We start from the raw sequence: 21,612 nt of genomic DNA on the forward strand, positions 1-21,612 counted from the left end.
CCGGTCAGCCGAGGTCGGTCTGGCCGGCGCGGGTGAGCCGGTACTGGAGGAACGTGATCGCGCTCAGCACGATCAGCAGGGCCACGGACATCGCGGACGCGTAGCCGAACTGGAAGCGGCCGAACGCGGAGCCGTAGATGTAGTACTGCAGGACGTTCGTCGCGTTCGCCGGGCCGCCCGCGGTGGTCACCGCGACCGTGTCGAACACCTGGAACGAACCGATCACCGTCATGATCAGCACGACCGCGAGGACCGGTCGCAGCAGCGGCATCGTGATCCGCCAGAACATGCGCCACTCGCTCGCGCCGTCCACCTTCGCCGCCTCGTACATGTCACCCGGGATGGCCTGCAGCCCCGCGAACAGCAGCAGCGCGGTGTAACCGACGTGCCGCCACACGTTGATCAGGGCGATCGTCGGGATCGCCCAGGTCTTGTCGGCGAGGAACGGGATGTGGTCGAAGCCGAGCCCGCCGATGATCTCGTTGCCGATGCCGAGCTGGGTGTCGAGGATCCACAGCCAGACGATGCCGGCGACCACGTTCGACATCAGGTACGGCGTCAGCACGATCCCGCGCAACAGGGCGGACTGGGTGAGCCGTTGGAGCAGGACCGCGATCGCGAGGGCCGCCACCGTCTGGATGCCGATGTTGATGAGGACGTACTCGACGGTGACCTTCAACGACGACCAGAAGATGGGGTCGTGGACCATCCGGTCGTAGTTGTCGAGGCCCACCCACTTCGCCGGGGTCAGCAGGTTGAAGCGGGTGAAGCTCAGATAGATGCCGCGCAGGGTCGGCCAGAGCAGGAAGACCAGGAAGCCCAGCAGGGCCGGGGCGATGAAGACCGCCGCCAGCCGACCGTCGCCGCTGTCTTCACGGGCCCGCGGCCTGCGGTTCGGGGGACTGCTTGAGGCGATGGTCATCTGGAGACTCCCTTGTCTACGACGGCTCGTCCTCGGGCCACTTACTTTCGTCACGAAAGAATCCAGGCGTCAATAGCCGTGCATGGATCTTTTCTGTGCGGGATTGTGGTCGTAGAGTGGCTCTGTTACTTCCAGAGGAAAAGAAACCTCGGGGAGAGAAACCCTGTGGGAGTGTGACCCTCATGACCACACGTGCCGCCAGTTGGCAGCCGCTGAGCCCCGGTGAACGCTCCGTCGCGATCGAGGTCCTCGTCCACGGCCCGCTGTCGCGCACCGACCTCGCGCGCCGGCTCGACCTCTCGGCGGGCAGCCTCACCCGCCTCACCAAACCGCTGATCGAGTCCGGCCTGCTGGTCGAGGTCCCCGACGGCGGCGGCCCGGCCGAGATCCGCCAGGGCCGCCCCTCCCAACCCCTCGACGTGGTCGCCGAGTCGCGCACGTTCCTCGGCCTCAAGGTCACCGAGGACATGGTCTACGGCGTCGTCACCACCCTCAGGAGCGACATCGTCGCCCGCCTCGACCGGCCGCTCACCACCCACGATCCCGCCCAAGTGGCCGATCTGCTGGGCGAGATGACCGGTGAACTCACCGCCCGTTTTCCCACGCTCACAGGCATCGGTATCGGCGTCGGCGGACTCGTCCAGGACCGTGCCGTGGTGGGGGAGTCGGCCTTCCTGCAGTGGAGCGACGTCCCGCTGGCCCAACTCGTCGAGGAGCGCACCGGGTTGCCGGTCGTCGTCGAGAACGACGTGGCCGCCCTCGTCGAGGCCGAGACCTGGTTCGGCGCCGGGCGCGGCCTCGACCGCTTCGTCGTCCTCACCATCGGCGCGGGCATCGGCTACGGCCTCGTCCTCGGCGGCAAGCGGGTGCCGTACGCCGAGGAGGACCGCGGGTTCGGCCGCCACTGGATCCTGAACCCCAACGGCCCGATCACCCCCGCCGGTCAACGGGGCAGCGCCGTCTCGCTGTTGACCATCCCCAGCATCCGCTACCAGATCCGCGCCGCCACCGGACTCGACCTGAGCTACGAGGAGATCCTCGCCCGCGCCGCCGCCGGTGATGCCATGCCCGCCCGTGTCATCGACGAAGCCGCCCGCGCGCTGGGCACGTTGGTCGCCCAGATCGCCAACTTCGTGCTCCCGCAGAAGATCCTGCTCGCTGGTGAAGGCGTCGGCCTGATCGACGTGGCGGGCAAGACGGTGGACGACACGCTCCGCGCGCACAGGCATCCGCTGGCCGCCCCGCTCGACGTGGAGACGAAGGTGTCCGATTTCCACGACTGGGCGCGTGGCGCGGCGGTGTTGGCGATCCAGGTGCTGGTGCTCGGTGTGGCCGAGGTGTGAATTGCGTTACGGGGCTTGACAGATGACGTGATCAGCAACACGGTCCGATATGTCCGGTTAGCTCGTGATTACTCACATCGCCTTCACCTTCGGCGACGTATGCTTCACACCATGTCCACCAGCGTTGAATCAGCCACCGAGCGATCGGCAGCCGAGGTCAACGAGGAGATCAGGGCCCTGTGGCACCGATCGGGCGGGACACTGAGCGTCGAGCAGCGCGAGGAGTACCGACGGCTTGTGATGGAGTGGGCCGCCGCGGCTCCCGAGCCGGCCGAGGCGGCCTGAGCGCCGCCGCTGTCGACCGACGCAGGTGTCGTTGTCGGTATTCGGTATCCCGCCGCCCGGCCATCCTCGTGACCCCGGTCCAGCCGGCCGAGCCCCTGTAGACCCGACCGACCCGATCACCTCCGTCGAACTCCCTTGAGTGATCAGCCCCACATCGCCGAGTAGTGCCGCTGGAACGCCTTGCGGTCCTGCTCGGCGCGGATCCAGCGCGTCGCCACCAGCGCGATCAGACTTCCCGCGATGACCAGCAGGCCCGGGCCCACGTTCTTCGGGTCCGTCAGCCGGGACGCCAGTGTCGTCGAACCCGCCGCCGTGGTGTTCGTCGCCGGTGCGGAGGTCCCGGGCGTGGCCGAGCCGGCCGCGGCGCCGGCTGCTGCCGAGGCGGACGGCGCGGGTGAGGCGGCCGTCTTCGGCGCCACCAGCAGCTTCACGTTCAGCGCGGCCAGTGCCTTGGTCAGCGGCTGGAAGAACGTCGTACCACCCGCCGTGCAGTCACCGCTGCCGCCCGAGGTGACGCCCAGCGCGATGCCGTTGGCGAACAACGGGCCGCCGCTGTCGCCCGGTTCGGCACACACCGTGGTCTGGATGAGGCCGGTGACCGTGCCCTCGGGGTAGTTCACCGTCGCGTTGAGCGCGGTCACCTCGCCGTCGTGCAGCCCGCTGGTGCTGCCGCTGCGGAACACCTTCTCGCCCACGGCAGCGTCGGCCAGGCCCGTGATGGTCACCCCGCTGCCGTTGCCGATCGCGACGACGTCCGCGCCGTCGCCCGCCGAACCGCTCGCGTACTGCACCAGGGAGAAGTCACTGCCGGGGAAGTTGTCGGAGACCGTCTTGCCCAACTGCTGGTCACCCTGGTTGTTGGCGAACCAGATCGACCCGACAGGCCCGCAGTGCCCGGCCGTGAGGATGAAGTCGTTCGTCCCGTCGGTCACGTTGAAGCCCGCCGAACAGCGCCCGCCGGTCGACAGGATGGGCTGCGCGCCGTTGATCCGGGTCGTGAACTTGCCCTGCGTGCGCTGCATCTGGACCGAGGCGCCGATGCCGGACGCGACCTTCGTCATGGCGTTCCAGCTGGCGGCGGAGACGCTGCTGTCGGCCTCCACCAGCACCCTGTTGTTGCGGTAGTCCATCGCCCAGGCGGTGCCCGGCACCTTGGGGGCCGAACTCAGCGTCGAGGCGGCCGAGTTCAGCACGTTCATGCTGTACCGCACGACCTTCGCCTCGGCGCCCGCCTTCGTCACCTCGGCCGCCGTCTTCGCGTCGGTCACCGCGACGACCGTACGGCCGCCGGAATCGACCCAACTGCCCGCCGTACGGGCCGAACCGAGCTTCGCCACCAGGGCGGAACCCTTGTCCGCGGGTGTCTGCGGCGCGCTGAGCGTGGCGGCGGACGTGCCGGAAGAGTCACTGGCCATGGCCGCCTGGGTGACCATGGCGCCTCCCAGGAGGAGTCCGCCGACGGCCGCCAACCGTGTAACTCGCCGGATGACCCGTCGTCGTGCGTGCCTCATGCTTGGCTCCCGAACCCCGAACGTGCGGTGCGACACCGCGGGGCTCTCCGGTCGTTGAGTGCCCTTCCTCCATACGTGGCCGGGTGCTCGTGTGTTCACCGGACGGAAGATCGGCTTCAGCGCGTAGGTTCAACGAGCGCTCCATACGGCCGAGTTGGCCTCGGCGATACCCAGGCGGAGCCCGGTGCCCTCGCTTGGACCTCGCCGTGCTGTCATGGACACCCGCCCCGGCTGCCATGATGACCCCATGCGCGTGCTGATGCCCGTCCCCGACCGGGACTTCGATGTCACCGAGGTCGCGGTGCCGTGGCGGTTGCTCACCGATGCCGGGCACGAGGTCGTCTTCGCCACCGAGCGGGCCGGGACCTTGCCCGCCGCGGATCCCCGGTTGCTGACCGGCGTGCTCTTCGGGCAGCTCGGTGCCGAGGACGAGCCCAAGCTGTTCTACCAACAGCTCACCGCCGCACCGGAGTTCGGTGACACGGTGGCGTGGGCGGACCTGGACGTGACCCGCTTCGACGGACTGTTGCTGCCCGGCGGACACGCGCCCGGTATGCGGCAGTACCTGGGATCCCCCGAACTGAGCGCCAAGGTGGGGGAGTTCTGGAAGCTCGGCCGTCCGGTCGGTGCGATCTGTCACGGGGTTCTCGTGCTGGCCCGTACCCGGGACCCGGACACCGGCCGCAGCGTGCTCGCCGGGCGCCGTACGACCTGTCTGCCCAAGTACATGGAACGTACTGCCTACTTGAGCACCGCCTGGCGTCTCGGGCGCTACTACCGGACCTACCCCGCCTACGTGGAGGACGAGGTGCGGGCCGCCCTCGACGACCCCGGCGCGCAGTTCGAGCGCGGTCCCAAGGAGCTCACCCGGCGGGGCACCGCGAGCGACGACACGCACGCGTTCGTCGTGCGGGACGGGGTCTATCTGTCGGCGCGCTGGCCCGGCGACGCCTACCTTTTCGCCCGCCGCTATCTCGATCTCCTGCGGGCACCCGCGGGTGCTTAGACTGCCGACCATGGACGAGACCCCGCTGGACCGGCTCGGCGCAGGCCAGTACCTGCTGATCACCAGTTTCCGCAAGAACGGCTCCCCGGTCGCCACCCCGGTGTGGGTGGTGCGCGACGGCGTGACCCTCGGTGTGTGGACGGTCGCCGACTCCTGGAAGGTGAAGCGCATCCGGGCCCGCGCCGATGTCCTCGTCGGCCCCTGTGACCTGCGCGGCAACCCGACCGGCAACCAGGTGCCCGGCATCGCCGAGATCTGCGACGCCGAGACCACCGCCCGCTACCGCAAGCTGATCACCCGCAAGTACGGCCTCACCGGGCGCATCACGCTCCTCGGCAGCCGGCTGCGCCGCGGGCTCGACGGCACCCTCGGCATCCGCGTGACGCTCACCCCCTGAGGACGAACCCCTTGCACACCGAACTCAGGAACCGCCCGTGGACCCCGTGCTGAACCCGGACGACCTGCCGCTGCGGCAGGAGCGCGTCGTCTTCGCCCGGATGCGCGGTACCCAGGACCGGGTCGCCGACGCGATCACCGCCTTCGCCGGCACCATGCTCTTCGTCTACATCCACGCGCTGTGGTTCGCCGTCTGGATCGCCCTCAACGAAGGACTCCTCGGGCAGGGCGGGATCTTCGACCCGTATCCGTACGGGCTGCTCACGATGATCGTCAGCCTGGAGGCCATCTTCCTGTCGACCTTCGTCATGGTGAGCCAGAACCGCCAGGCCACCCGCGAGAACGTCCGCGCCGACCTCGACTTCGAGACCAACCTCCGCTCCGAGGTGTGGTCCGCCCACATCGGAGCCGCGCTCGGCCTCGACCCCCGCGAGGTCGAACAACGCGTTCAGGAACTCCTCACCGAGAACCGGGCCAAGATGAACAGCGGGACGCAGAAGGCGAGTTGAGTGTCCGCGCCAGTCGTTCCGCACGAGGAAGGGGCCGCAGCTTTCGAGCTGCGGCCCCTTCCTTTTGTACGGCGTTCCGCTATGACGCGTCGAGCACCGTGCCGGTCAGTTCCGGTCCGCCGCTCTGCGGATCCCCGTTCTCGTCCACGCCCACGAACCGTACGGACTCGGGCTGTTCGGTCACCTGGTCCGTGATCGTCGGCACGCTGATCTCCCCGCTGAGCTGCCCCGCCGGGACAGTGGTCCAGAGGAACAGGCCCAGGACCTTGGACAGCGGGCGCTCCGGCGCTGCTTCCTCACCGGAGTTCTCACTGAGCCACTGCGGGTCGACGTCCAGGGTGGACAACTCCGCGCCGGAGGCGATCGGTTGGACGAGGAACGCCGGGTTCAGCTCCACGTCGGCGGGCGCGGACAGCGTCACCTTCCACTTGAGGGGCTGGCCCTCGGTGACCCGGTCCGCGATCGGCGTGACCTTGAATGTGGGCATCGGGTCGTCGTTCTCCGTGGTCACCCCACCCCGGTGGGCGCCGACGACCGCGCCGTGCACCGCCTTCACGAAGATGTCGTGCTGGACGCCGTAGTCGAAGCGGGTGTTGCCCTCGACCTTCACCGGTACGTCGATGGTGTCGCCACCGGGCCGTACCGTCACCAGACGTGAAGTGTCCTGGTTCGTGGCCGGGTTGTTGATGTAGACGCGGACCTGGCCGTTGCCGTGGCCGGAGACCTGGACGGGCACGCGGTACGTCTTGACGCCCGAGTCGCCCTCCTTGACGGTGAGCCGGCCGATGTCGACGCGGGGGAGCGGGGCCGAGGTGACCGCCGGAGTGCCGGGGCGCCAGGCCCAGGCGTCCATCAGCCAGGCCTGGCCGGAGCGCGAACGCGGGGTCAGGTCGAGGGACTTGATGTGGCGCAGGTCGAGCCCGGCGTGCGAGGCGGCGGCCAGCGGTACGCGGACCTCGCGGGCCCAGTAGGAGGCGGTGCGCTGGGTGCCGGGCAGGCCGTCGACGCGGACGCGGCCGAGGGTCGCCCGGTGGCCGGAGGTGTCGGTCACGGACACGTCGAGCTGGGTGCCGGTGGTGTTGGGCGGCACGATCACCCGCAGGGCCAGGCCCTTGGCGCCGCCGAGGGAGACCGGCTTGCTGGGACGCACCGTCACCTTCGAACCGGCGGCGGACCAGCGCAGGGCGACGGCGCGGCGGCCGACCTCCTTCGTGGCCTCCCACCGCGCGAAGTGCGGCGAGATGCCCTTGGAGTCGTCGCTCAGGCAGGCGACGGCCGGGTCGGGGTCCACCGCGGAGCACAACTTGCCGCCGGACACGGTGACTTGACCGTCGGGGAGGAAGCCGGCGCCGCGGTTCGCGCCCACCGCGTGGGTGAGGACCCGCGCGGGGTCGGCCGAGGGGGCGCGGCGGCCCGAGCCGTCGAGCAGCTCACGCACGCGGTCGTCCCCGGCGATGAACAGCCGTGCCGCCGTGGCGATGTAGGTGGAACCGGCCTTGTGCTGCTGGTCGGCGGTCAGGCGCGTCGCCGCGCCGGGCGAGCACACCGCGTCCCGCTGGTCGGGGTCGTCGTAGAAGTCGTCCTCGGCGGGCGCCTGGGCCTGGCCCGGTGTCCACTCGGTGTTGAAGAAGTTGTGGTCGGCGCCCTCGACGTAGACCGCGCTGTGCAGGGCGGCGCCCCGGCTGACTCCGCGCGTGCCGTCGACGTAGACCTCGCCCTGGAGGTCGGAGACGTCACCGTCGCAGCCGGGCAGGATCGTCACCGACGGGACGTCGGCCACCGGGTTCTGGCCGAAGATCGTCGGGCCGATGAGGACGGTGCCGCGGATCTTCCAGCGGACCGGGCCGCGGTAGCCGTCCTGGGCGGCCGGCGGCGGGTAGAGGCTGTCCATCGCCGCGCGGTTGACGCCCTCGCCGCCGCGCGAGTGGCCGATCAGCAGGACGCGGGAGAGGTCGGCCTGGGGCGCGTCGCGGACGACCGCCGGAGCCGTCTCCGGGTGGGCGGACCACTCGGCCCAGTGGGCGAGGTGCTGCCGGATCAGCGACGAACGGCCCTCCGCGCCGGCGTCCTCGACGTCAGCGTCCTGGGCGTTGATGCCGTTCGCGGAGATCGACACCGTGACATAGCCCTGGGAGGCGAGGAGTTGCTGGTCGCGCAGGTAACCCCGGTAGCTCGGGACCGACTTGAGGCCGGTGGGGCAGGGCCAGTCGCCGGTGATGTCCTCGGTGCCGGGCTTGTAGCAGGTGTAGTGGCGGCCGTGCAGGAACAGCGCGAGCGGCCGCTTGCCGGTGGCGCCCTTCGGCGCGACCACGACGGCCTGCATCTCGATCGGCTGCGGATACCCGGGCAGCCGGACCGAGTCGAGCGTGTACTCGCCGGTCGTCGTACGGTACGTGCCCGGCTTGCCGGGGTCGATCGCACCGGCCGGGAGCGGGGCCGCGGGCCGCGCGGCGGCTTCCGAACGACCCTTGCCGGAGCCGCTGTTGTCACCGGCGGCGTCCAACCGCCGTCCTGCGGCCAGCACCTGAAGGTCCGTCAGCTGATTGGATGCGGCGGCACCGAGGCCGAGCCGGAACGTCCGTCCGTCCTTCGCCGGTCTCGGCACCCCGAGGAGCCGGCCTCCGGCATGGAACTCGACGCGCGCGTCCCCCATGGGCACCCGCTTGCCCGAGCGCCAGACCAGCTGCTGCGCGGAACCCTTCCCCGTGATCCGCCAACCCGGCGGGAGAGTACCGTCGTTGGCCGTCGCCGCCGCCGTGAACGGTCCGGCGTCCGACGGTGGCGCAGCCTGCGCCGACCCGGACATCCCTCCCGCCACCGCGAGCACCGTCGCGGCCGTGACCCATATTCGCCGGGCACGGAACAATGTGTTCTCCTCCTCGAACCCCAGGCTCAGGCGCCCCGTGTGTCACGGGAGCCTCTCGCGCCCCGGAGGACGAGAAGCAGAGCCTGTGGGTTGCCTGTGGGAGAGGATTCGGCCGATCTTCGTCGGCCGGGCCTGAACCCGGCCTCGCGCCACGGCCGTTCGGTCGCGGTCCGTGGGCCGACGCCGATCGGGGTGAGGTCAGTGCCAGGCGCGGTACGGCTCGTCGAGGAGCTGGAAGACCGGCTCGCCGCGCACCGGGTCCTTGGCCGTGGACAGCCGGACGCGGTCGCCGCTGTGGATGCCGATGGGCGGGCCTATGACCCGGCCGCGCACCACGAAGCCCTCGGCCATCTCGATCAGCGACACATTGCGGGCGGCCGGGGTGTTGCGGTGCACGACCGTGGAGTGGCGGACCGTGCCGGTGCCCTCGCTGCGCTCCGTGCGCAGGTCGCCGCCCTGGCAGACCGGGCACAACAGCCGGTGGTACATGGCCGTTCCGCACCAGGTGCAGCGCTGGAAGAGGATGGTGTCCCCGTCCGCCGTGGGCGGATCGAGGAGGCCCGCCGGGGAGCCGACTGCCGGACGGGTCGCGAATCCTGAGTGGTGGTACACGCTGTCAACTCCCTGCGCTCGGCCGGAATCCCGCGCGCGCGGCCGAGCCGGGCACGCATGTGCGCGGCTTGCCGTGCCACCGTGCACGACCTCAGCGTATGGCACTGAGTGCCAAGCGTAAAGACACTGCGTACCCTTGACTGCGCGGATTCAGCTACGGCCGAGCGCGGTCTCCACCTCCTGGACGACACGCCACAGCGGGACCCCGCGCCGGGAGACGACCACCACGACGTCCTCGGGACGCTGTTCCACGACGGGCAGTTCCGGAGGGAGTCCGAAGGCGGACTGCACATAGCCCAGGGCGTGGTCCACCTCGGCACCCGCGTCGCGCTGCCCGTCCGAACGCAGCCAGGAACGCAGGGCGTTGTTGTGCGCCGCGACCACGGCGGCCGCGATCACGTCCGCCTGCAGGGTGCCGTCGCGCCGACCGGCGAAGCGCCCGCGCAGATAGTCGGCGAGGGCACGCTCGTAGCGCCACACCACCGACAGCTCGTACGCGCGCAGCCCCGGCACCTTCTTGGTGAGGCGGTAACGCTGCACGGAGAAGGTCGGGTTCTCGTTGTACATCCGCAGCACGAGCCGGGCCGCGTCGCAGACCCGCCGTACGGGTTCGTGCTCGTCGCCGCCGGAGGCGAGGAAGGCCGTCATGTCGGCCAGGCAGCGCTCGTGGTCGGGGAAGACCACGTCCTCCTTGGACGGGAAGTAGCGGAAGAACGACCGCCGCCCGACCCCGGCCAGCGCCACGATGTCGTCGATGGTGGTCTGTTCGTAGCCCCGCTCCAGGAACAACTGGAACGCGGCCGCCACCAGGGCGTCCCGCATGGGCGGCTTGGAGCTCATGGACGGGAACGTAGCACCAGGGCGACACGGATGGCACTCAGTGCGCTCCATGCGGGGAACTGAGTCCCCTTGCGGGTCTGGAGCGACCGATGTGATCAAAACGATCGATACGATCCGCCGCATAGAGTGACCGCGACCAGTTTCACCTTCAGGGGGACCCATGCGACCGCACGTCGACCAGCGCCATGAGCGGGTGCTCGAACTCGTCCGTGAGCGCGGCAGCCTGCGGGTCGCCGAGCTCGCGGCCGAACTCGGCGTCTCCGCCGTCACGTTGAGGCGTGACGTGGAAGCGCTGGCCGGCCAGGGGCGGGTGCGCCGGCTGCACGGCTCGGTGGTGTGGCCGGGCGGCGGGAGCACCGCCGGGACGCGGGCGGCACGGAAGAAGTCCGCCGAGTCCACCGCGCCCGCCGAGGGCGTCGTGATCGGAATGATCGTGCCGACCACCGCCTCGCTCTTCGCCGACATAGTGCGCGGCGCCCGCGAGGCCGTGGGAGCACAGGGCGGCCGACTCGTCCTCGGAGTCTCCGGATACGTCGACACGGAGGACGCAGTCCAGGCCGCGCACCTCGTCGCGGGCGGCGCCGAGGGGCTGCTCGTAGCGCCCAGTTGGTCGGGCGGTGTCCCCGTCGGCGGCCAGGAACAGTGGCTTCTGGACCGGGGCGTGCCCACCGTCCTGGTCGAACGCTCCGCCCCGCCCGGCAACCCCGCGGCCGCCCTGGACCGGGTGCGCACCGACCGCGCCCACGGAGCCGCCGTCGCCGTCGGCCACTTCGCCGCCCTCGGCCACCGCAGGATCACCGCCGTACTCCAGGAGGGCCCGCACGCCGAGCGGATCCTCGCGGGCTACGAGTCGGCCGTACGCTCCCTCGGTCTCGACGACGCCCGGGGTGCCCCGTCCGTCCGCGAACACGGCGACTACGAGTCGAGCGTGGACTACCTGGTCGACGCCGTCCGCGAGCGCGGAGTCACCGCCGCCCTCGTGCACAGCGACGAGGACGCGATCGTGCTCGTGCCCCGGCTCCAGGCCCGCGGCATCCGCGTCCCGGACGACCTGGCACTCATCGCCTACGACGACGAGGTCGCCCCGCTCGCCGACGTACCGCTCACCGCCGTGGCCCCGCCGAAGCGAGCGGTGGGGGAGTCGGCCGCGAGACTCCTTCTGCAACGGCTCACCGAGCGCGCGACCGGATGCCGGCCGACCCCGCGTCAACACGTCGAACTCCTCCCCGAGTTGAGGATCCGCTCGTCCTGCGGAGCCGGAACGCTCGCCCATTGACCGCGGGCCGACCGTTTTGATCATTCCGCGCGAACGCTCTCGGTGAACGCGCTCGACCAAGGAGAACCGGCATGCCCTCCATCCCCCTCGCCCGCCCCCGCATCCTGTACGTCACCGACCTGACGTACCCCGCGCGCGGGCGCCGCTACTGCGACGAGGACATCGACCTGACCTCCCGGCTGCGCGAGGACTTCGACCTGGCGCTGTGTCATCCGCTGGACGCCGCCGCGCTGATGGACGGCTTCGACGCGGTCGTCGTCCGCAACAGCGGTCCGGTCCTCGGATATCAGGCCGAGTACGACGCGTTCCGCGAGCGCGCGCTCCGCACCGGGACCCGGGTCTACAACCAGCTCTCCGGCCGGGCGGACATGGCGGGCAAGCAGTACCTCCTCGACCTGAGCGCCGCCGGGTTCCCGGTCATCCCGACCGTCGACCGCGTCGAGGACCTGGACCGGCTGCCCCGCACGGACCGCTATGTGGTCAAGCCCAAACTCGGCGCCGACTCCATAGGGCTGGAGATCGTCCCGGCCGACCGCCTGCCCGCGCTGGCCGACGGGAGCGTCCTCATCCAGCCGTGCGTCGACTTCTCGTACGAGGTGTCCTTCTACTTCGTCGACCACGACTTCCAGTACGCCCTCTACGCCCCCGACACCGAGAAGCGCTGGCAGCTCGAACCCTACGAACCCGCCCCCGCGGACCTGGAGTTCGCGCAGCGGTTCGTCGACTGGAACGGCATCGACCACGGCATCCAGCGCGTCGACGCCTGCCGCGCCCCGGACGGCGAGCTGCTCCTGGTCGAGCTGGAGGACCTGAACCCGTACCTCTCCCTGGACGCGCTCGACGACACCCGGCGGGACGCCTTCGTCGCCGCGCTGAAGGCCTCCCTGCACCGGTTCGCGCGAGCGGTGAGGCCGAGCTGAACTCCGGCGGCCGTGCGCGCGTATCTCTCCAGGGGGATGGCGGACATCCGTGCGCGCGGAACGGAAGGAGAGCAGTGTGTCTACACCGCCCGAACCGGGATCGTCGCCCGGCGGCCCGGTCCTGGAACCCGCCCGGGTCCTGCGCCGCCGCCGCTCCGACAACCTCGCGGAGCTGATGCGGGAGCCCCGCCGGGACTCCTCCGTCTTCGAGTCGGTGCCGGTGCCCCGGCCGTTCTTCGGCTCCGAGGCCGAGACACAGGAACTCCCGCCCGTACCCAGCGAGTTGCACCCGCTGCCGACGACTGCGGGTCCCTTCGGACCAGGTCTGCGCCGGGCCGCGATCGTGGTCGGCGTGAGCGCCGCGGCACTGGTCGGCTTCGCCTGCGCCCTGCTGCTGCCGGGCAAGGGGGAGGCCAGTACGGCCCAGCCGGTCAGCACACCCACTCCGGTGGCGTCTGCTACGGCGACCACCGCAGCGACCGCCGACCCGGACGGCGCCGGAACCCTCCGCGAGGGCGACAGCGGCCCCGAGGTCAAGGAGCTGGAACAGCGCCTCCTGCGCATCCCCAACGTCTACGAGAACGGCTCGACCAGCGGCCAGTACGACGCGACGCTCACGGCCGCGGTCGCCCGCTTCCAGCTCTGGTACGGCATCCGGGGCGACGAGAACGGCGTGTACGGCGACGACACCCGCAAGGACCTGGAGTCCCGCACGACGCTCGACAACGGGCAGTAGGCGAACGGGGTTCCGGACGCGGGGCACAGCCTGCGGAAAGTTCGGTGCTGATGGGGCCGTAGGGCCTCATCATGGACAGCGCGGCGCCGCAGGTCGGCGGTGTCGTGCCCGCTGCGAACCGAAGGCCACGCCGATGAGCGGCTCCCGCGTCCCTGGTCTGATCCTGCCCGGAGTCCTGCTGCTCGCCCTCGTCGTGGGCGCGTTCTGGTACTGGCGGCACCGCGACGACGACTGACCCCGGTCGGCGCTGCGGTCAGCGTCCGGTGCTGTGCCCGACCAGCGCCTCGGTCACGGCCCGCACGCTGCGCGCGATGTGCTGGAGTTGGAGGACCTCGGCGGCGTACAGCTTGATGGTGTGCTCGATGACCGACTCGGGCAGGCCAATGCCGGGCAGGTCGGCGCGCGCGGTCTGCAGGGCGGTGCGGGCCACCCGGATCTCGTGCTGGACCTGGATCTGCGCGTGGCGGGCGAGCAGCACGGGGTGGCGGATGAACGTGGGGTAGCTGGCGTAGCGGGCCGGCACCAGCTCGCGCAGCCACTTGGCCGCGGAGCGCTCCCAGTCGTAGCTGCCGGGCGTCTTGACCTGACAGGGCCAGTCCTGGCTGATGCGCGTGGTGGTCAGTTGCATGTCATCGCTTCCCGGTGTGCGGCGTCGCGGGGGTGGGTCGACGGTATGAGGCGGCCCCGGCCCAGGGGATGACCGAGGCCGCCTTGGGCGCTCGCGGAGGCGATGCCCTACCGAACACGCCCGGCGCCGACGCGGGTAGGAGACGGCGGCAGGGCGTGCTCGTGAGAGGGCCCCGGGAAGCGGGTGTCGCCGGCGCGGCGGGTCGAGCGGAGGTGCGCATGGGCGGACCGGGCTTTCTCGGGGCGGGTGCGATCCGTGAGCAGTATTTATATATGCCGTCCGCTTTGCAAGGCGTATGAAAACATTCATGCGCGAAAAGGGCGTAATCGTCCCGGTGTGCATACCTATGAGGGGGGAGTGGCGGGTCAGTCCCGCATGAAGAACTGGTGCTGCTCGGCGATCTGCTCGTAGTCCTCCAGGCGGGCCTGGGTCCGCTCCGGATCGGCGTCCGTCATGGCCTGGAGCAGGGCGGAGGCCATCACCCCGGGGGCCGCGTACGAGTCGAAGACCAGGCGGGAGCCGGTGCCGGTGGCGAAGGTGACGTCGGCCTCGTCGGCCAGCGCACCGAGCGCCAGATCGGTCACGAGGGCCACCTTGAGCCCGGCGCTGCGCGCCACCCGGAGCGTCGTGAGCGTCTCGTGCGCGTGCCGGGGCATGTCGAACGCGAGCAGCCAGGTGCCGCCCGCCTCCCGGGACTGCAGGATCGCGTCGTAGGCCACGCTGCCGCCGCGGGTCACCAGCCGCACATCGGGGTGGATGCGGCGCGCCGCGTACGCGAAGTACTCGGCGAGCGAGACGGAGATGCGCAGGCCGAGGACGGTCAGCGGGGTGGACGCCGAGAGTTCGCGGCCGACCTCGATCAGCCGGTCGGGGTCGGCGAAGTCCCGGCGCAGGTTCTCCAGGTTGGCGATCTCGGCGTCGACCGCGGCCTGCAGTTCGTTGCTCCGGTTCTCCTCGGCCGCCGGGCCGCCCGCGAGGGTGCGCAGGGCGATCGCCTGCAGCCGCTCCCGTAGCGCCGGGTAACCGCTGAAGCCGACCGCCGCGGCGAACCGGGTCACCGAGGGCTGGCTGACGCCGACGCGTTCCGCGAGGTCGGTGATGGAGAGGAACGCCGCCTCGGTGATGTGCTCGATCAGGTACTGGGCGATGCGCCGTTGGCCCGGTGACAGCCGTGGCCCGTCGAAGAGTTCCCTGAGTTGGGACGTCGGTGCCGCGCCGACTTCCGGGTCGGTTTTTCCCGAGGTGATCACGGATGCCTGGGCGCGTGCCTGCTGCGGCGATGGCACCGGTGCGCCTCCTTTGTCTCCCACAGCCACTCAACATAGCTCACAGAGCGTTGTGACCAGAGGGTGATCATCGCCGGTAGATCGTGATCGAATGACCGACTTGATCGATCGGACGACTGCTGTCGATCAACTCGGCCAGTTTTCCCCGGGCTTTGTCGATCGCGGTGTCCGAGACGACCAGCAGCCCGTGCACGTCGCGCACCCCTACCTTGCGCGGATCGGATGACTCGATGCCGTAGTACGACGGCACACCACTGCCCTTGTAGACGAGCCAGACCCGCTCGCCCGCGTACCGCTCGTGGAGCCGGTCGGCGAGGCGGCCGAGGTCCTGGCCCCAGTCCACGTTGGAGTCGTGCAGCCGCAGATAGGTCTTGGACGGACCGCCGAACGCCTCGTTGGAGTACGGCAGATAGTAGGGAAACGTCCGCAGCGAACTCACCGCGACGAACGCCACCAGCACCCCCGCGGACAGCGGAGCCCACCGCCACCACGACCGCAGCGCCGGCACACAGGCCGCCGCGACCGCCAGGAACATCGGCACGAAGATCGCGTACCGCGTGCCGAAGTCCCGCGAGCCGTCCATCGCCGTGGCCAGCAGCACGGCGGTCGGGATCAGCAGATACGGCGCCGCGGGCCGCAACCGCCGTACCGCCACGAGCGCGACGGCACCCGCCGCCCACAGCGCGATCATGCCGAGCGGGGTCTTCACCATCAGCGCCACCGGCAGGTAGTACCAGTGCGACCCGGTGTAGAGGTGCCCGAACAGGAAGCCCTGCCACGGGTAGTCCTCCATGCCGAACTGGATGAGCATCCCGTCCCGGAACGCCTGCGGGAACGGCAGCAGCGGCACCAACTGCCCGCGAAGCCCACCGATGACGGGCACCGGCTCCGTCGATGTGAACCGCAGCTGCGGATCGACGACGAGATACGACGCCCATACGACGGCGAGCGCCACCACTGCCACCACCGCCGCGCCCGCGGCTCCGAGCGCCAACACCCGTAGCCGGGCCGTGCGTTCGGCCGGGCGGCGGGCGGACCACACCGACGCGACGGCGAGCAGCATGAGGACGGGGACGGCGGGCAGGGCGCTCATCTTCGTGGCCACGGCGGCCCCGAGCGCGGCGCCCGCGAGCGGCAGATACAGCTTCGGGCGTCGTCGGGCCCGCCACAGCAGCCACACCGATGTCAGCAGAAAGCCGGCCTCCGGCACGTCGAGCGTCGCCAGCGAACCGTGCGCGATGACATCGGGCGAGAACGCGTACAGGGCGAGCGCCACCAACCCCCGTGCCGGGCCCACGAGTTCACGGGCGAAGGCGAACACGACCAGCCCGAAGAGCAGGGTCAGCACGATCACCGGCAAGCGGGCCCAGAACATCAGCCGCCAGGGGTCGTTGCCCGACTCGTAGAGCAGGTGACGGCCCAACGCGCCTTGATCGCTCTGGTAGTTGGCGTCGAAGTGGGGGTCGGCGATCGCGATTCCGGCGGCGATCACCAGCTTCCCGAGGGGCGGGTGCTCGGGGTTGTAGTCGAGGCTGTGCTCGCGCAGATAGACGGTGGCCGTGGCCACGTACACCGGCTCGTCGATGGTCGGTGTCTGCTGCACGGCGGTCGTGATCATCACGGCGGCCATCTGCGCGAGGAGCACCACCACGAGGACGGGCAACAGCCACCGCTTACGGCGCCGCAGCCCGGCGTAGAGGCGTGCCGACCGGGAGCCCTCGGCGCGCGGCGGCGCGTCTCCGCCACCGCCGTCGTCGAGGGTGTCGGGGTCGAGGACCGAGTGCTGTTCGCGCGCCATCATCCGCCCTGCGGTGAGGCCGGCCGCGCGGTGGCGGGAGCGGGCCGGGGCCGTTTCATGGCCCTACTGTCGCACCGCTCCCGCCACCAGGGGCGTCACCGCTTCAGGAGTCGTACCGACAGACCTTCCGCCGTATACACCGGTACGGCCCGCAGCTTGTCCGAGTTCACCTTGATGGTGTCGAACTGGCCGCGCAGCGAGGACGCGCTCAGGACCCGCACCGTGGAGCCCGCGACCGGCGGGTGCTCGGCGTCGAACTGGAGGGACAGCGCGCTGCCCCTGCCGAGGGTCGCGCGCCGGGTGACCTCGACGGCGGGCTGGTGGCCCGAGCGGAGCGTGACCTCCAGGGTGGCGGACTGTTGGGTGAGGTTGCCGTGGATCTGCACGGACTCGGAGACCCGCAGCGCACCGCCGAGCACGCTCACGTCACCGTGGCCCAGCGCGTGCGCCGAACCGGCCACCAGCGCACCGGACTTGAGCACGGTCCCGCCGGTGTACGCGTTGTGCCCGGTCAGGGTGAGCGTGCCGGTGCCCTGCTTGGTCAGGCCGCCGCAGCCGTCGATGTCGTTGCGCCAGGCGTCGGCCGCGCCGAAGCCGCCGGCCGCCGCGTCGAGGGCGACGACGACGTCGGACTCGAAGGAGCCGTAACCGTCCGCCGCCGCGAAGAGGTTGAGGCGGCCCCACTGCTCAAGGCCGTCGAGCAGGACGTATCCGGACGGCAGCGCGGTGGTCCGCAGCACCTCGCGTCGCTGGGCCGCGGAGAGGTACGGCAGCCGGGTCTCCAGCAGGACCTCCGCGCCCTTGGGCACGGTCAGCGGCTTGTCACGGCCGCTGCGGGTCAGCACGTAGGTGAACTTGGGCTCCACCAGACGGGAGTTGGCGGTCCGGTCCGCGTACGGGTCGGTCGCGGTGGTCGCCGAGTGGGCGTACGCGTAGAGGGTGTCCGCCGTCGTGCCGGTCTTCGCCTCGAAGTAGGCGAGGGCCTGCGCGCGTGCGGCCGCCTTGAGTTCGGCGTTGGCCGGGTCGGCGAGCGTGGCGGCGGCCAGCGCGGTGGCCATGATGCGGCCGCCCATCACGTCGACCGTGGAGTGCATGCCGGCCATGATCCGGGTGTGGCTCAACTCCAGGGTGCGGGTGACCAGTTCCTGGAAGCGCTCCGGTACGGCGTACGCGTAGGCGAGGCCCGCCAGGTGGAAGGCGTTGGTGTGACCGCTGGGGAAACCGCCGTCGTCGACCGGTGACGTGCTGCGCTGGCGCAGGAGTTGGGGCGCAACGATCACCTTGGAGTCGTAGACCGGGAAGCCGAGCGCGTCGACCTTGCCCGTGTCGACGACCTCGCTCTTCTCGTTCATGCGCCACGGACGCGGGTACTGGTAGGCGTACTTGCCCGGGTTGCCCGACGCGTAGTTGCCGCGCAGGGTGTCGACCAGTTCGGCGACCTTGCCGAGCGCGGAGTCGTGCGAGCCGGCGCCGAGTGCGGCACCGGCGGGCGCGTCGGCCGGGACGGCGTCGTTGATCGTGGTGGCGGGCGTGCCGTCGGGGGCGCTGGTGATCGAAGTGACCGCCAGGGCACCGGACTTGTAGAGATCGGCCAGCGGACCCAGGCCCGCGATCATCGCGTAGCTCTGGTGCTGGCGGTCGTAGAGGAACGCCTCCTTCGCCTGGGCCTCGGTGCGGTGGGCGGTGAGGTCGACGCAGTACCGCATGTTGGCGCGCAGGATCTCGGGGCGCAGCGGCGTGCCCGTGTTCCAGGCGGCGCCGGTCTTCCATATCCGGGCCATGCCACCGAGGATCCGGACCACGGCGTTGGTCTCGGGCGTCAGGTTCGCGATGACGTTCGTCTTGTAGTCGTCGACGAACGCGAGCGGAGCCGTGGCGGCCTTGGCGTCCGCGGTGGCCAGCCAGCTGACCAGCGTGGGCGCGGCGACCACGGCGGCCGAGGCGCCGAGCGAGGTCTTGAGGAAACCACGTCTGTTCACGGCGGGTCGAACGGCGTTCGTGCGCTGCCCGGCGGGTGACGGCATGGGTGTGCCTCTCTTGAGTTCTACGGCCTATGGGGCCGGCGAGGTCGTGCGACCAGGGAGGGGGTCGTGCGATCGGCTGTGGTTCGGGGTGCACCGTACGACGTGGGAAAGCGCATACGTCAACTGGTGCGTACGTGCGAAGGTTTACGGTGGGCCGTGTCCCGTCGGAGGGGGTTCGGCGTCCACGACATGACCCCCGGGTGAACGGGGGCCGTGCGGTTCACAGGATCGATCGGGCCAGTGCCACGGCGCCCTCGACGGGCGGCACCTGGATGGGCCACGGCCGCGCCCCCGGCACCTGCTCGGCGAGTGCCGCGGTGAGGGCGTCGTACAGGCGGGGCTGGGCGAGGACGGTGCCGCCCGAGACCACCACGTCGTCGACGGGGACGCCGCGTTCGGCGAGCCGTACGACGAGCGCGGAGAGGGACCGGCCTGCCTCCGCTATCACCTCGCGCGCGAGGAGCGAGCCCGCGTCGGCCGCGGTGAAGACGACACGGGCGTGGCGTCCCCAGTCGGCGGAGACGTCGGAAGCGCTTTCCAACGCGGCGCCGAGTCCGGGCACTTCGGCCACGCCGAACGCCTCGACGAGTCCCAGGGCGAGTTCGTCCGGGGCCTCGCCGCGGTCGTGCGCGGCCCAGGCGGCGCGGGCCGCCTCGCGGACGAGGCCGGCGGCTCCGCCCTCGTCACCCAACACCGCTCCCCAGCCGCCCACTTGGAGCCGGCCGCCGTCGGCGAGCAGGCCCACCGCGACGGATCCGGTGCCGGCGACCAGGCCGACGCCCTTGTCCAACCCGGCGGCGGGGACGAGCAGTTCGGCGTCGCCGACGACCAGTACGGGCACCTTGAGACGTTCCTCCAGCGCGGCACGGATCTCGGCGCACTGGCGGGGTGTCTCACAGGCGTGCCCGCCCACCGCGACCGCGGACGGTCGCGCGGGTGCGGGCAGGGCGTCATGGACGAGCGCGGTCAGCCAGTCGGCGGCGGTCGCGGGGTCGTGCGGCCGCCAGCCGCTGCTCGCACGGATGTGGTCGGCGACGACATCCGGGCCCGCGCACGCGCGCAGATGTGTCTTGGTGCCACCCACGTCGATGCCGACCACGAGGGGCGTGAAGTCCTGCACGGAACCTCTTTCGTCGTTGCGCAGTGCTGCGACGGCTGGGCGAACCGTGTCCGGGGGAACGGCAGTTCAAGCACTAGGGAAGCCCCGGGACGGGCTTCTGACGGACCACGGCAGGCGAGTACCGTGACGTTCGTTAGGAAGTTAACTAACGAAGTACAGTGCGTCAAGACTCATCGCGAACTCGGTCACAGGGACTGCTGTCCGGGCCCGCGTGACGTCAGGACATCCCATCGCCGCATCCCACGGACACCTACCGGGAAAGCGGCCTGTGAACTGGGGGAAGTGTGGAACACGTCGTGGCGCGGGCGGCCCGGCTGACCGAGAGCGCGAGCGCGGTGTTCGAGGTGCTGGCGAGAGCCGGCAGCGCGACCCGGCCGCAGCTCGCCGGCCTGGCCCGCCTCTCCAAGCCGACGGTGTCCTCCGCCGTCGTGGAGCTGGAGAACGTCGGGCTCGCCGCCCACTCCGGCACCGCCTCCGGCGGCACCGGACGCAACGCCGCCGTCTACCGCCTCGGCCCGGCCGCCGGCGCCGTACTAGCCGTCGACCTCGGCCCCGCCCTCACCCGGGTGCGCGGCTGCGCCCTCGACGGCACCCTGCTGGCCGAGGCGACCGGCTCCCGGGAGGACGCCGCCGACGCCGTGCGCGAGGCCCTCGGCGCGCTGCCCGCAGGCACTCCGCTGCGCACGGTCGTCGTCGCCGTCGGTGACGTCGCCGCGCGGGACCGGGCGGGCGCGGGCATGCGTCCCGCGACCGCCAAGGCGGGCCCGGTGTTCGACGCGATGACGGTCGCCCTGCCGCCGGGCGTGCCGGTCCACCTGGAGAACAACGTCAACTGCGCCGCCCTCGCCGAACTGCACGAGGGCGCCGCCCGGGGCCGTACCACCTTCGGCTATCTGCGGATCGGCGTCGGTATCGGCCTCGGCATCGTCGTCGGCGGCCATGTGCTGCGCGGCGCGAACGGCGCGGCCGGTGAGCTCGCCCGGCTGCCGTACCCCTGGGACGACGCCGTGCAGCCGCGCCGTGAGGCCCTGGAGGAGTACGTGGGCGCCCGCTCGCTGCTGCGCCGGGCGGCGGCCGCCTGGCCGGACACCGGGGAGCCGTGCCCCGGCAGCGCGGACCAGCTCTTCGCCCTCGCCCGGCAGGGACACGACACGGCGAGCGCCCTGGTCGGCCGGCACGCCGCCGACGTGGGCAGACTGGCCGCCGCCGTGGCCGCCGTACTGGACCCGGGGCTGATCGTCCTCGGGGGCAGCACGGGCACGGACCCGCAGCTCCTGCCCGGTGTGCGGACCGAGCTGGGGCGGCTGAGCTGGCCCACCGAGGTGGTCAGCAGCACGGTCGGTGATCTCGGCACCGTGGTGGGCGCCGCCCGGCTCGCGGTCGCCAGAGGAGTCCAAACCGTGACCGATGGTGCGGGGGCGAAGGATTGACGGCCTCCGACTTGGTCTGCCAATGTCCGGACAAGCGCTTTCTAAGTCGGCCGGGACGCCGACTTGGGGTGAGCTTCCCAGCCCGTACACGACGTACGGCAACC

19 protein-coding genes are annotated in these 21,612 nt (G+C 71.1%); 9 read left to right on the forward strand and 10 right to left on the reverse strand.

From position 1 onward, the window contains the following. Window positions 1–4: 4 nt before the first annotated feature. Window positions 5–922, reverse strand: a complete 918-nt coding sequence (locus tag OO69_RS10925; RefSeq protein ID WP_033280324.1) for a carbohydrate ABC transporter permease — start codon at window positions 920–922, stop codon at window positions 5–7. A gap of 182 nt (window positions 923–1,104) precedes the next feature. On the opposite strand from OO69_RS10925, the gene OO69_RS10930 reads away from it, so the two are divergent. Together OO69_RS10930 and OO69_RS10935 are read left to right on the forward strand one after the other, a co-directional pair. After that, a complete protein-coding gene (locus OO69_RS10930; RefSeq protein ID WP_033280551.1) occupies window positions 1,105–2,265 on the forward strand; it encodes an ROK family transcriptional regulator in 1,161 nt (386 codons plus the stop codon). Between the two features lie 99 nt (window positions 2,266–2,364). Further along, window positions 2,365–2,550, forward strand: a complete 186-nt coding sequence (locus tag OO69_RS10935) for a hypothetical protein (RefSeq protein ID WP_033280325.1) — start codon at window positions 2,365–2,367, stop codon at window positions 2,548–2,550. 143 nt (window positions 2,551–2,693) lie between these two features. Here OO69_RS10935 and OO69_RS10940 read toward each other — a convergent pair whose 3' ends face one another. Further along, a complete protein-coding gene (locus OO69_RS10940) occupies window positions 2,694–4,061 on the reverse strand; it encodes a S1 family peptidase (protein WP_033280326.1) in 1,368 nt (455 codons plus the stop codon). A 247-nt stretch (window positions 4,062–4,308) separates the two neighbouring features. Here OO69_RS10940 and OO69_RS10945 point away from each other — a divergent pair, with 247 nt between their 5' ends. Genes OO69_RS10945 through OO69_RS10955 form a run of 3 tightly spaced genes read left to right on the forward strand, consistent with a single transcriptional unit; the run spans window position 4,309 to window position 5,972 of the window. After that, window positions 4,309–5,067, forward strand: a complete 759-nt coding sequence (locus tag OO69_RS10945) for a type 1 glutamine amidotransferase domain-containing protein (RefSeq protein ID WP_033280327.1) — start codon at window positions 4,309–4,311, stop codon at window positions 5,065–5,067. A 10-nt stretch (window positions 5,068–5,077) separates the two neighbouring features. Then, entirely contained in the window at window positions 5,078–5,464 is a 387-nt protein-coding gene (locus OO69_RS10950) for a PPOX class F420-dependent oxidoreductase (RefSeq protein ID WP_033280328.1), read from the forward strand. 37 nt (window positions 5,465–5,501) lie between these two features. After that, on the forward strand, window positions 5,502–5,972 hold the full coding sequence (locus OO69_RS10955; protein WP_033280329.1) for a DUF1003 domain-containing protein: 471 nt from the start codon (window positions 5,502–5,504) through the stop codon (window positions 5,970–5,972). A gap of 79 nt (window positions 5,973–6,051) precedes the next feature. On the opposite strand, the gene OO69_RS10960 is transcribed toward OO69_RS10955, so the two are convergent. The 3 genes from OO69_RS10960 to OO69_RS10970 form a co-directional block, all read right to left on the reverse strand. Beyond that, window positions 6,052–8,838: a hypothetical protein gene (locus OO69_RS10960; RefSeq protein ID WP_033280330.1), complete on the reverse strand. Its 2,787-nt coding sequence runs from the start codon at window positions 8,836–8,838 to the stop codon at window positions 6,052–6,054. Between the two features lie 198 nt (window positions 8,839–9,036). Beyond that, window positions 9,037–9,450: a Zn-ribbon domain-containing OB-fold protein gene (locus OO69_RS10965; protein ID WP_033280331.1), complete on the reverse strand. Its 414-nt coding sequence runs from the start codon at window positions 9,448–9,450 to the stop codon at window positions 9,037–9,039. 150 nt (window positions 9,451–9,600) lie between these two features. After that, a complete protein-coding gene (locus OO69_RS10970) occupies window positions 9,601–10,272 on the reverse strand; it encodes a TetR family transcriptional regulator (RefSeq protein WP_078652379.1) in 672 nt (223 codons plus the stop codon). Between the two features lie 178 nt (window positions 10,273–10,450). Here OO69_RS10970 and OO69_RS10975 point away from each other — a divergent pair, with 178 nt between their 5' ends. From OO69_RS10975 to OO69_RS10985, 3 genes are all read left to right on the forward strand, one after another. Next, on the forward strand, window positions 10,451–11,566 hold the full coding sequence (locus OO69_RS10975) for a substrate-binding domain-containing protein (RefSeq protein ID WP_033280333.1): 1,116 nt from the start codon (window positions 10,451–10,453) through the stop codon (window positions 11,564–11,566). A gap of 80 nt (window positions 11,567–11,646) precedes the next feature. Further along, window positions 11,647–12,486, forward strand: a complete 840-nt coding sequence (locus tag OO69_RS10980; protein WP_033280552.1) for a hypothetical protein — start codon at window positions 11,647–11,649, stop codon at window positions 12,484–12,486. 76 nt (window positions 12,487–12,562) lie between these two features. After that, the gene (locus OO69_RS10985; protein ID WP_033280334.1) at window positions 12,563–13,222 is read left to right on the forward strand and encodes a peptidoglycan-binding domain-containing protein; all 660 of its coding nucleotides are present in this window, start codon (window positions 12,563–12,565) and stop codon (window positions 13,220–13,222) included. A 253-nt stretch (window positions 13,223–13,475) separates the two neighbouring features. Here OO69_RS10985 and OO69_RS10990 read toward each other — a convergent pair whose 3' ends face one another. The 5 genes from OO69_RS10990 to OO69_RS11010 all read right to left on the reverse strand — a co-directional run bounded on the left by OO69_RS10990 (window position 13,476) and on the right by OO69_RS11010 (window position 20,078). Then, entirely contained in the window at window positions 13,476–13,850 is a 375-nt protein-coding gene (locus OO69_RS10990) for a hypothetical protein (protein ID WP_033280335.1), read from the reverse strand. Window positions 13,851–14,215: 365 nt separating this feature from the next. Then, window positions 14,216–15,136: a MurR/RpiR family transcriptional regulator gene (locus tag OO69_RS10995; protein ID WP_019064418.1), complete on the reverse strand. Its 921-nt coding sequence runs from the start codon at window positions 15,134–15,136 to the stop codon at window positions 14,216–14,218. Between the two features lie 67 nt (window positions 15,137–15,203). Further along, window positions 15,204–16,937 carry an ArnT family glycosyltransferase gene (locus OO69_RS11000; protein WP_033280336.1) on the reverse strand — a complete coding sequence of 578 codons (1,734 nt, stop codon included), beginning with the start codon at window positions 16,935–16,937 and terminating at the stop codon, window positions 15,204–15,206. A gap of 92 nt (window positions 16,938–17,029) precedes the next feature. Continuing rightward, complete coding sequence (locus tag OO69_RS11005) at window positions 17,030–18,958, reverse strand: phosphatase PAP2 family protein (protein WP_033280337.1); 1,929 nt, start codon at window positions 18,956–18,958, stop codon at window positions 17,030–17,032. Between the two features lie 220 nt (window positions 18,959–19,178). Then, window positions 19,179–20,078, reverse strand: coding sequence for an N-acetylglucosamine kinase (locus OO69_RS11010; RefSeq protein WP_033280338.1), 900 nt, complete (start codon window positions 20,076–20,078; stop codon window positions 19,179–19,181). A 284-nt stretch (window positions 20,079–20,362) separates the two neighbouring features. Between OO69_RS11010 and OO69_RS11015 the strand changes: the two genes are divergently transcribed. Further along, window positions 20,363–21,508, forward strand: coding sequence for an ROK family protein (locus tag OO69_RS11015; RefSeq protein ID WP_033280339.1), 1,146 nt, complete (start codon window positions 20,363–20,365; stop codon window positions 21,506–21,508). Window positions 21,509–21,612 lie beyond the last annotated feature (104 nt).

Origin of the sequence: Streptomyces sp. NRRL F-525 (genome assembly GCF_000716605.1) — a bacterium.
In the GTDB taxonomy this organism is placed as follows: Bacteria; Actinomycetota; Actinomycetes; order Streptomycetales; family Streptomycetaceae; genus Streptomyces.

Coding starts and splice junctions, on each gene's coding strand:
- OO69_RS10945 (WP_033280327.1), top strand. CDS start 4,309: ATGCGCGTGCTGATGCCCGTCCCCGACCGGGACTTCGATGTCACCGAG.
- OO69_RS10930 (WP_033280551.1), top strand. CDS start 1,105: ATGACCACACGTGCCGCCAGTTGGCAGCCGCTGAGCCCCGGTGAACGC.
- OO69_RS10950 (WP_033280328.1), top strand. CDS start 5,078: ATGGACGAGACCCCGCTGGACCGGCTCGGCGCAGGCCAGTACCTGCTG.
- OO69_RS10990 (WP_033280335.1), bottom strand. CDS start 13,850: ATGCAACTGACCACCACGCGCATCAGCCAGGACTGGCCCTGTCAGGTC.
- OO69_RS10975 (WP_033280333.1), top strand. CDS start 10,451: ATGCGACCGCACGTCGACCAGCGCCATGAGCGGGTGCTCGAACTCGTC.
- OO69_RS10935 (WP_033280325.1), top strand. CDS start 2,365: ATGCTTCACACCATGTCCACCAGCGTTGAATCAGCCACCGAGCGATCG.
- OO69_RS10940 (WP_033280326.1), bottom strand. CDS start 4,061: ATGAGGCACGCACGACGACGGGTCATCCGGCGAGTTACACGGTTGGCG.
- OO69_RS10925 (WP_033280324.1), bottom strand. CDS start 922: ATGACCATCGCCTCAAGCAGTCCCCCGAACCGCAGGCCGCGGGCCCGT.
- OO69_RS11005 (WP_033280337.1), bottom strand. CDS start 18,958: ATGCCGTCACCCGCCGGGCAGCGCACGAACGCCGTTCGACCCGCCGTG.
- OO69_RS11000 (WP_033280336.1), bottom strand. CDS start 16,937: ATGATGGCGCGCGAACAGCACTCGGTCCTCGACCCCGACACCCTCGAC.
- OO69_RS10970 (WP_078652379.1), bottom strand. CDS start 10,272: ATGCGGGACGCCCTGGTGGCGGCCGCGTTCCAGTTGTTCCTGGAGCGG.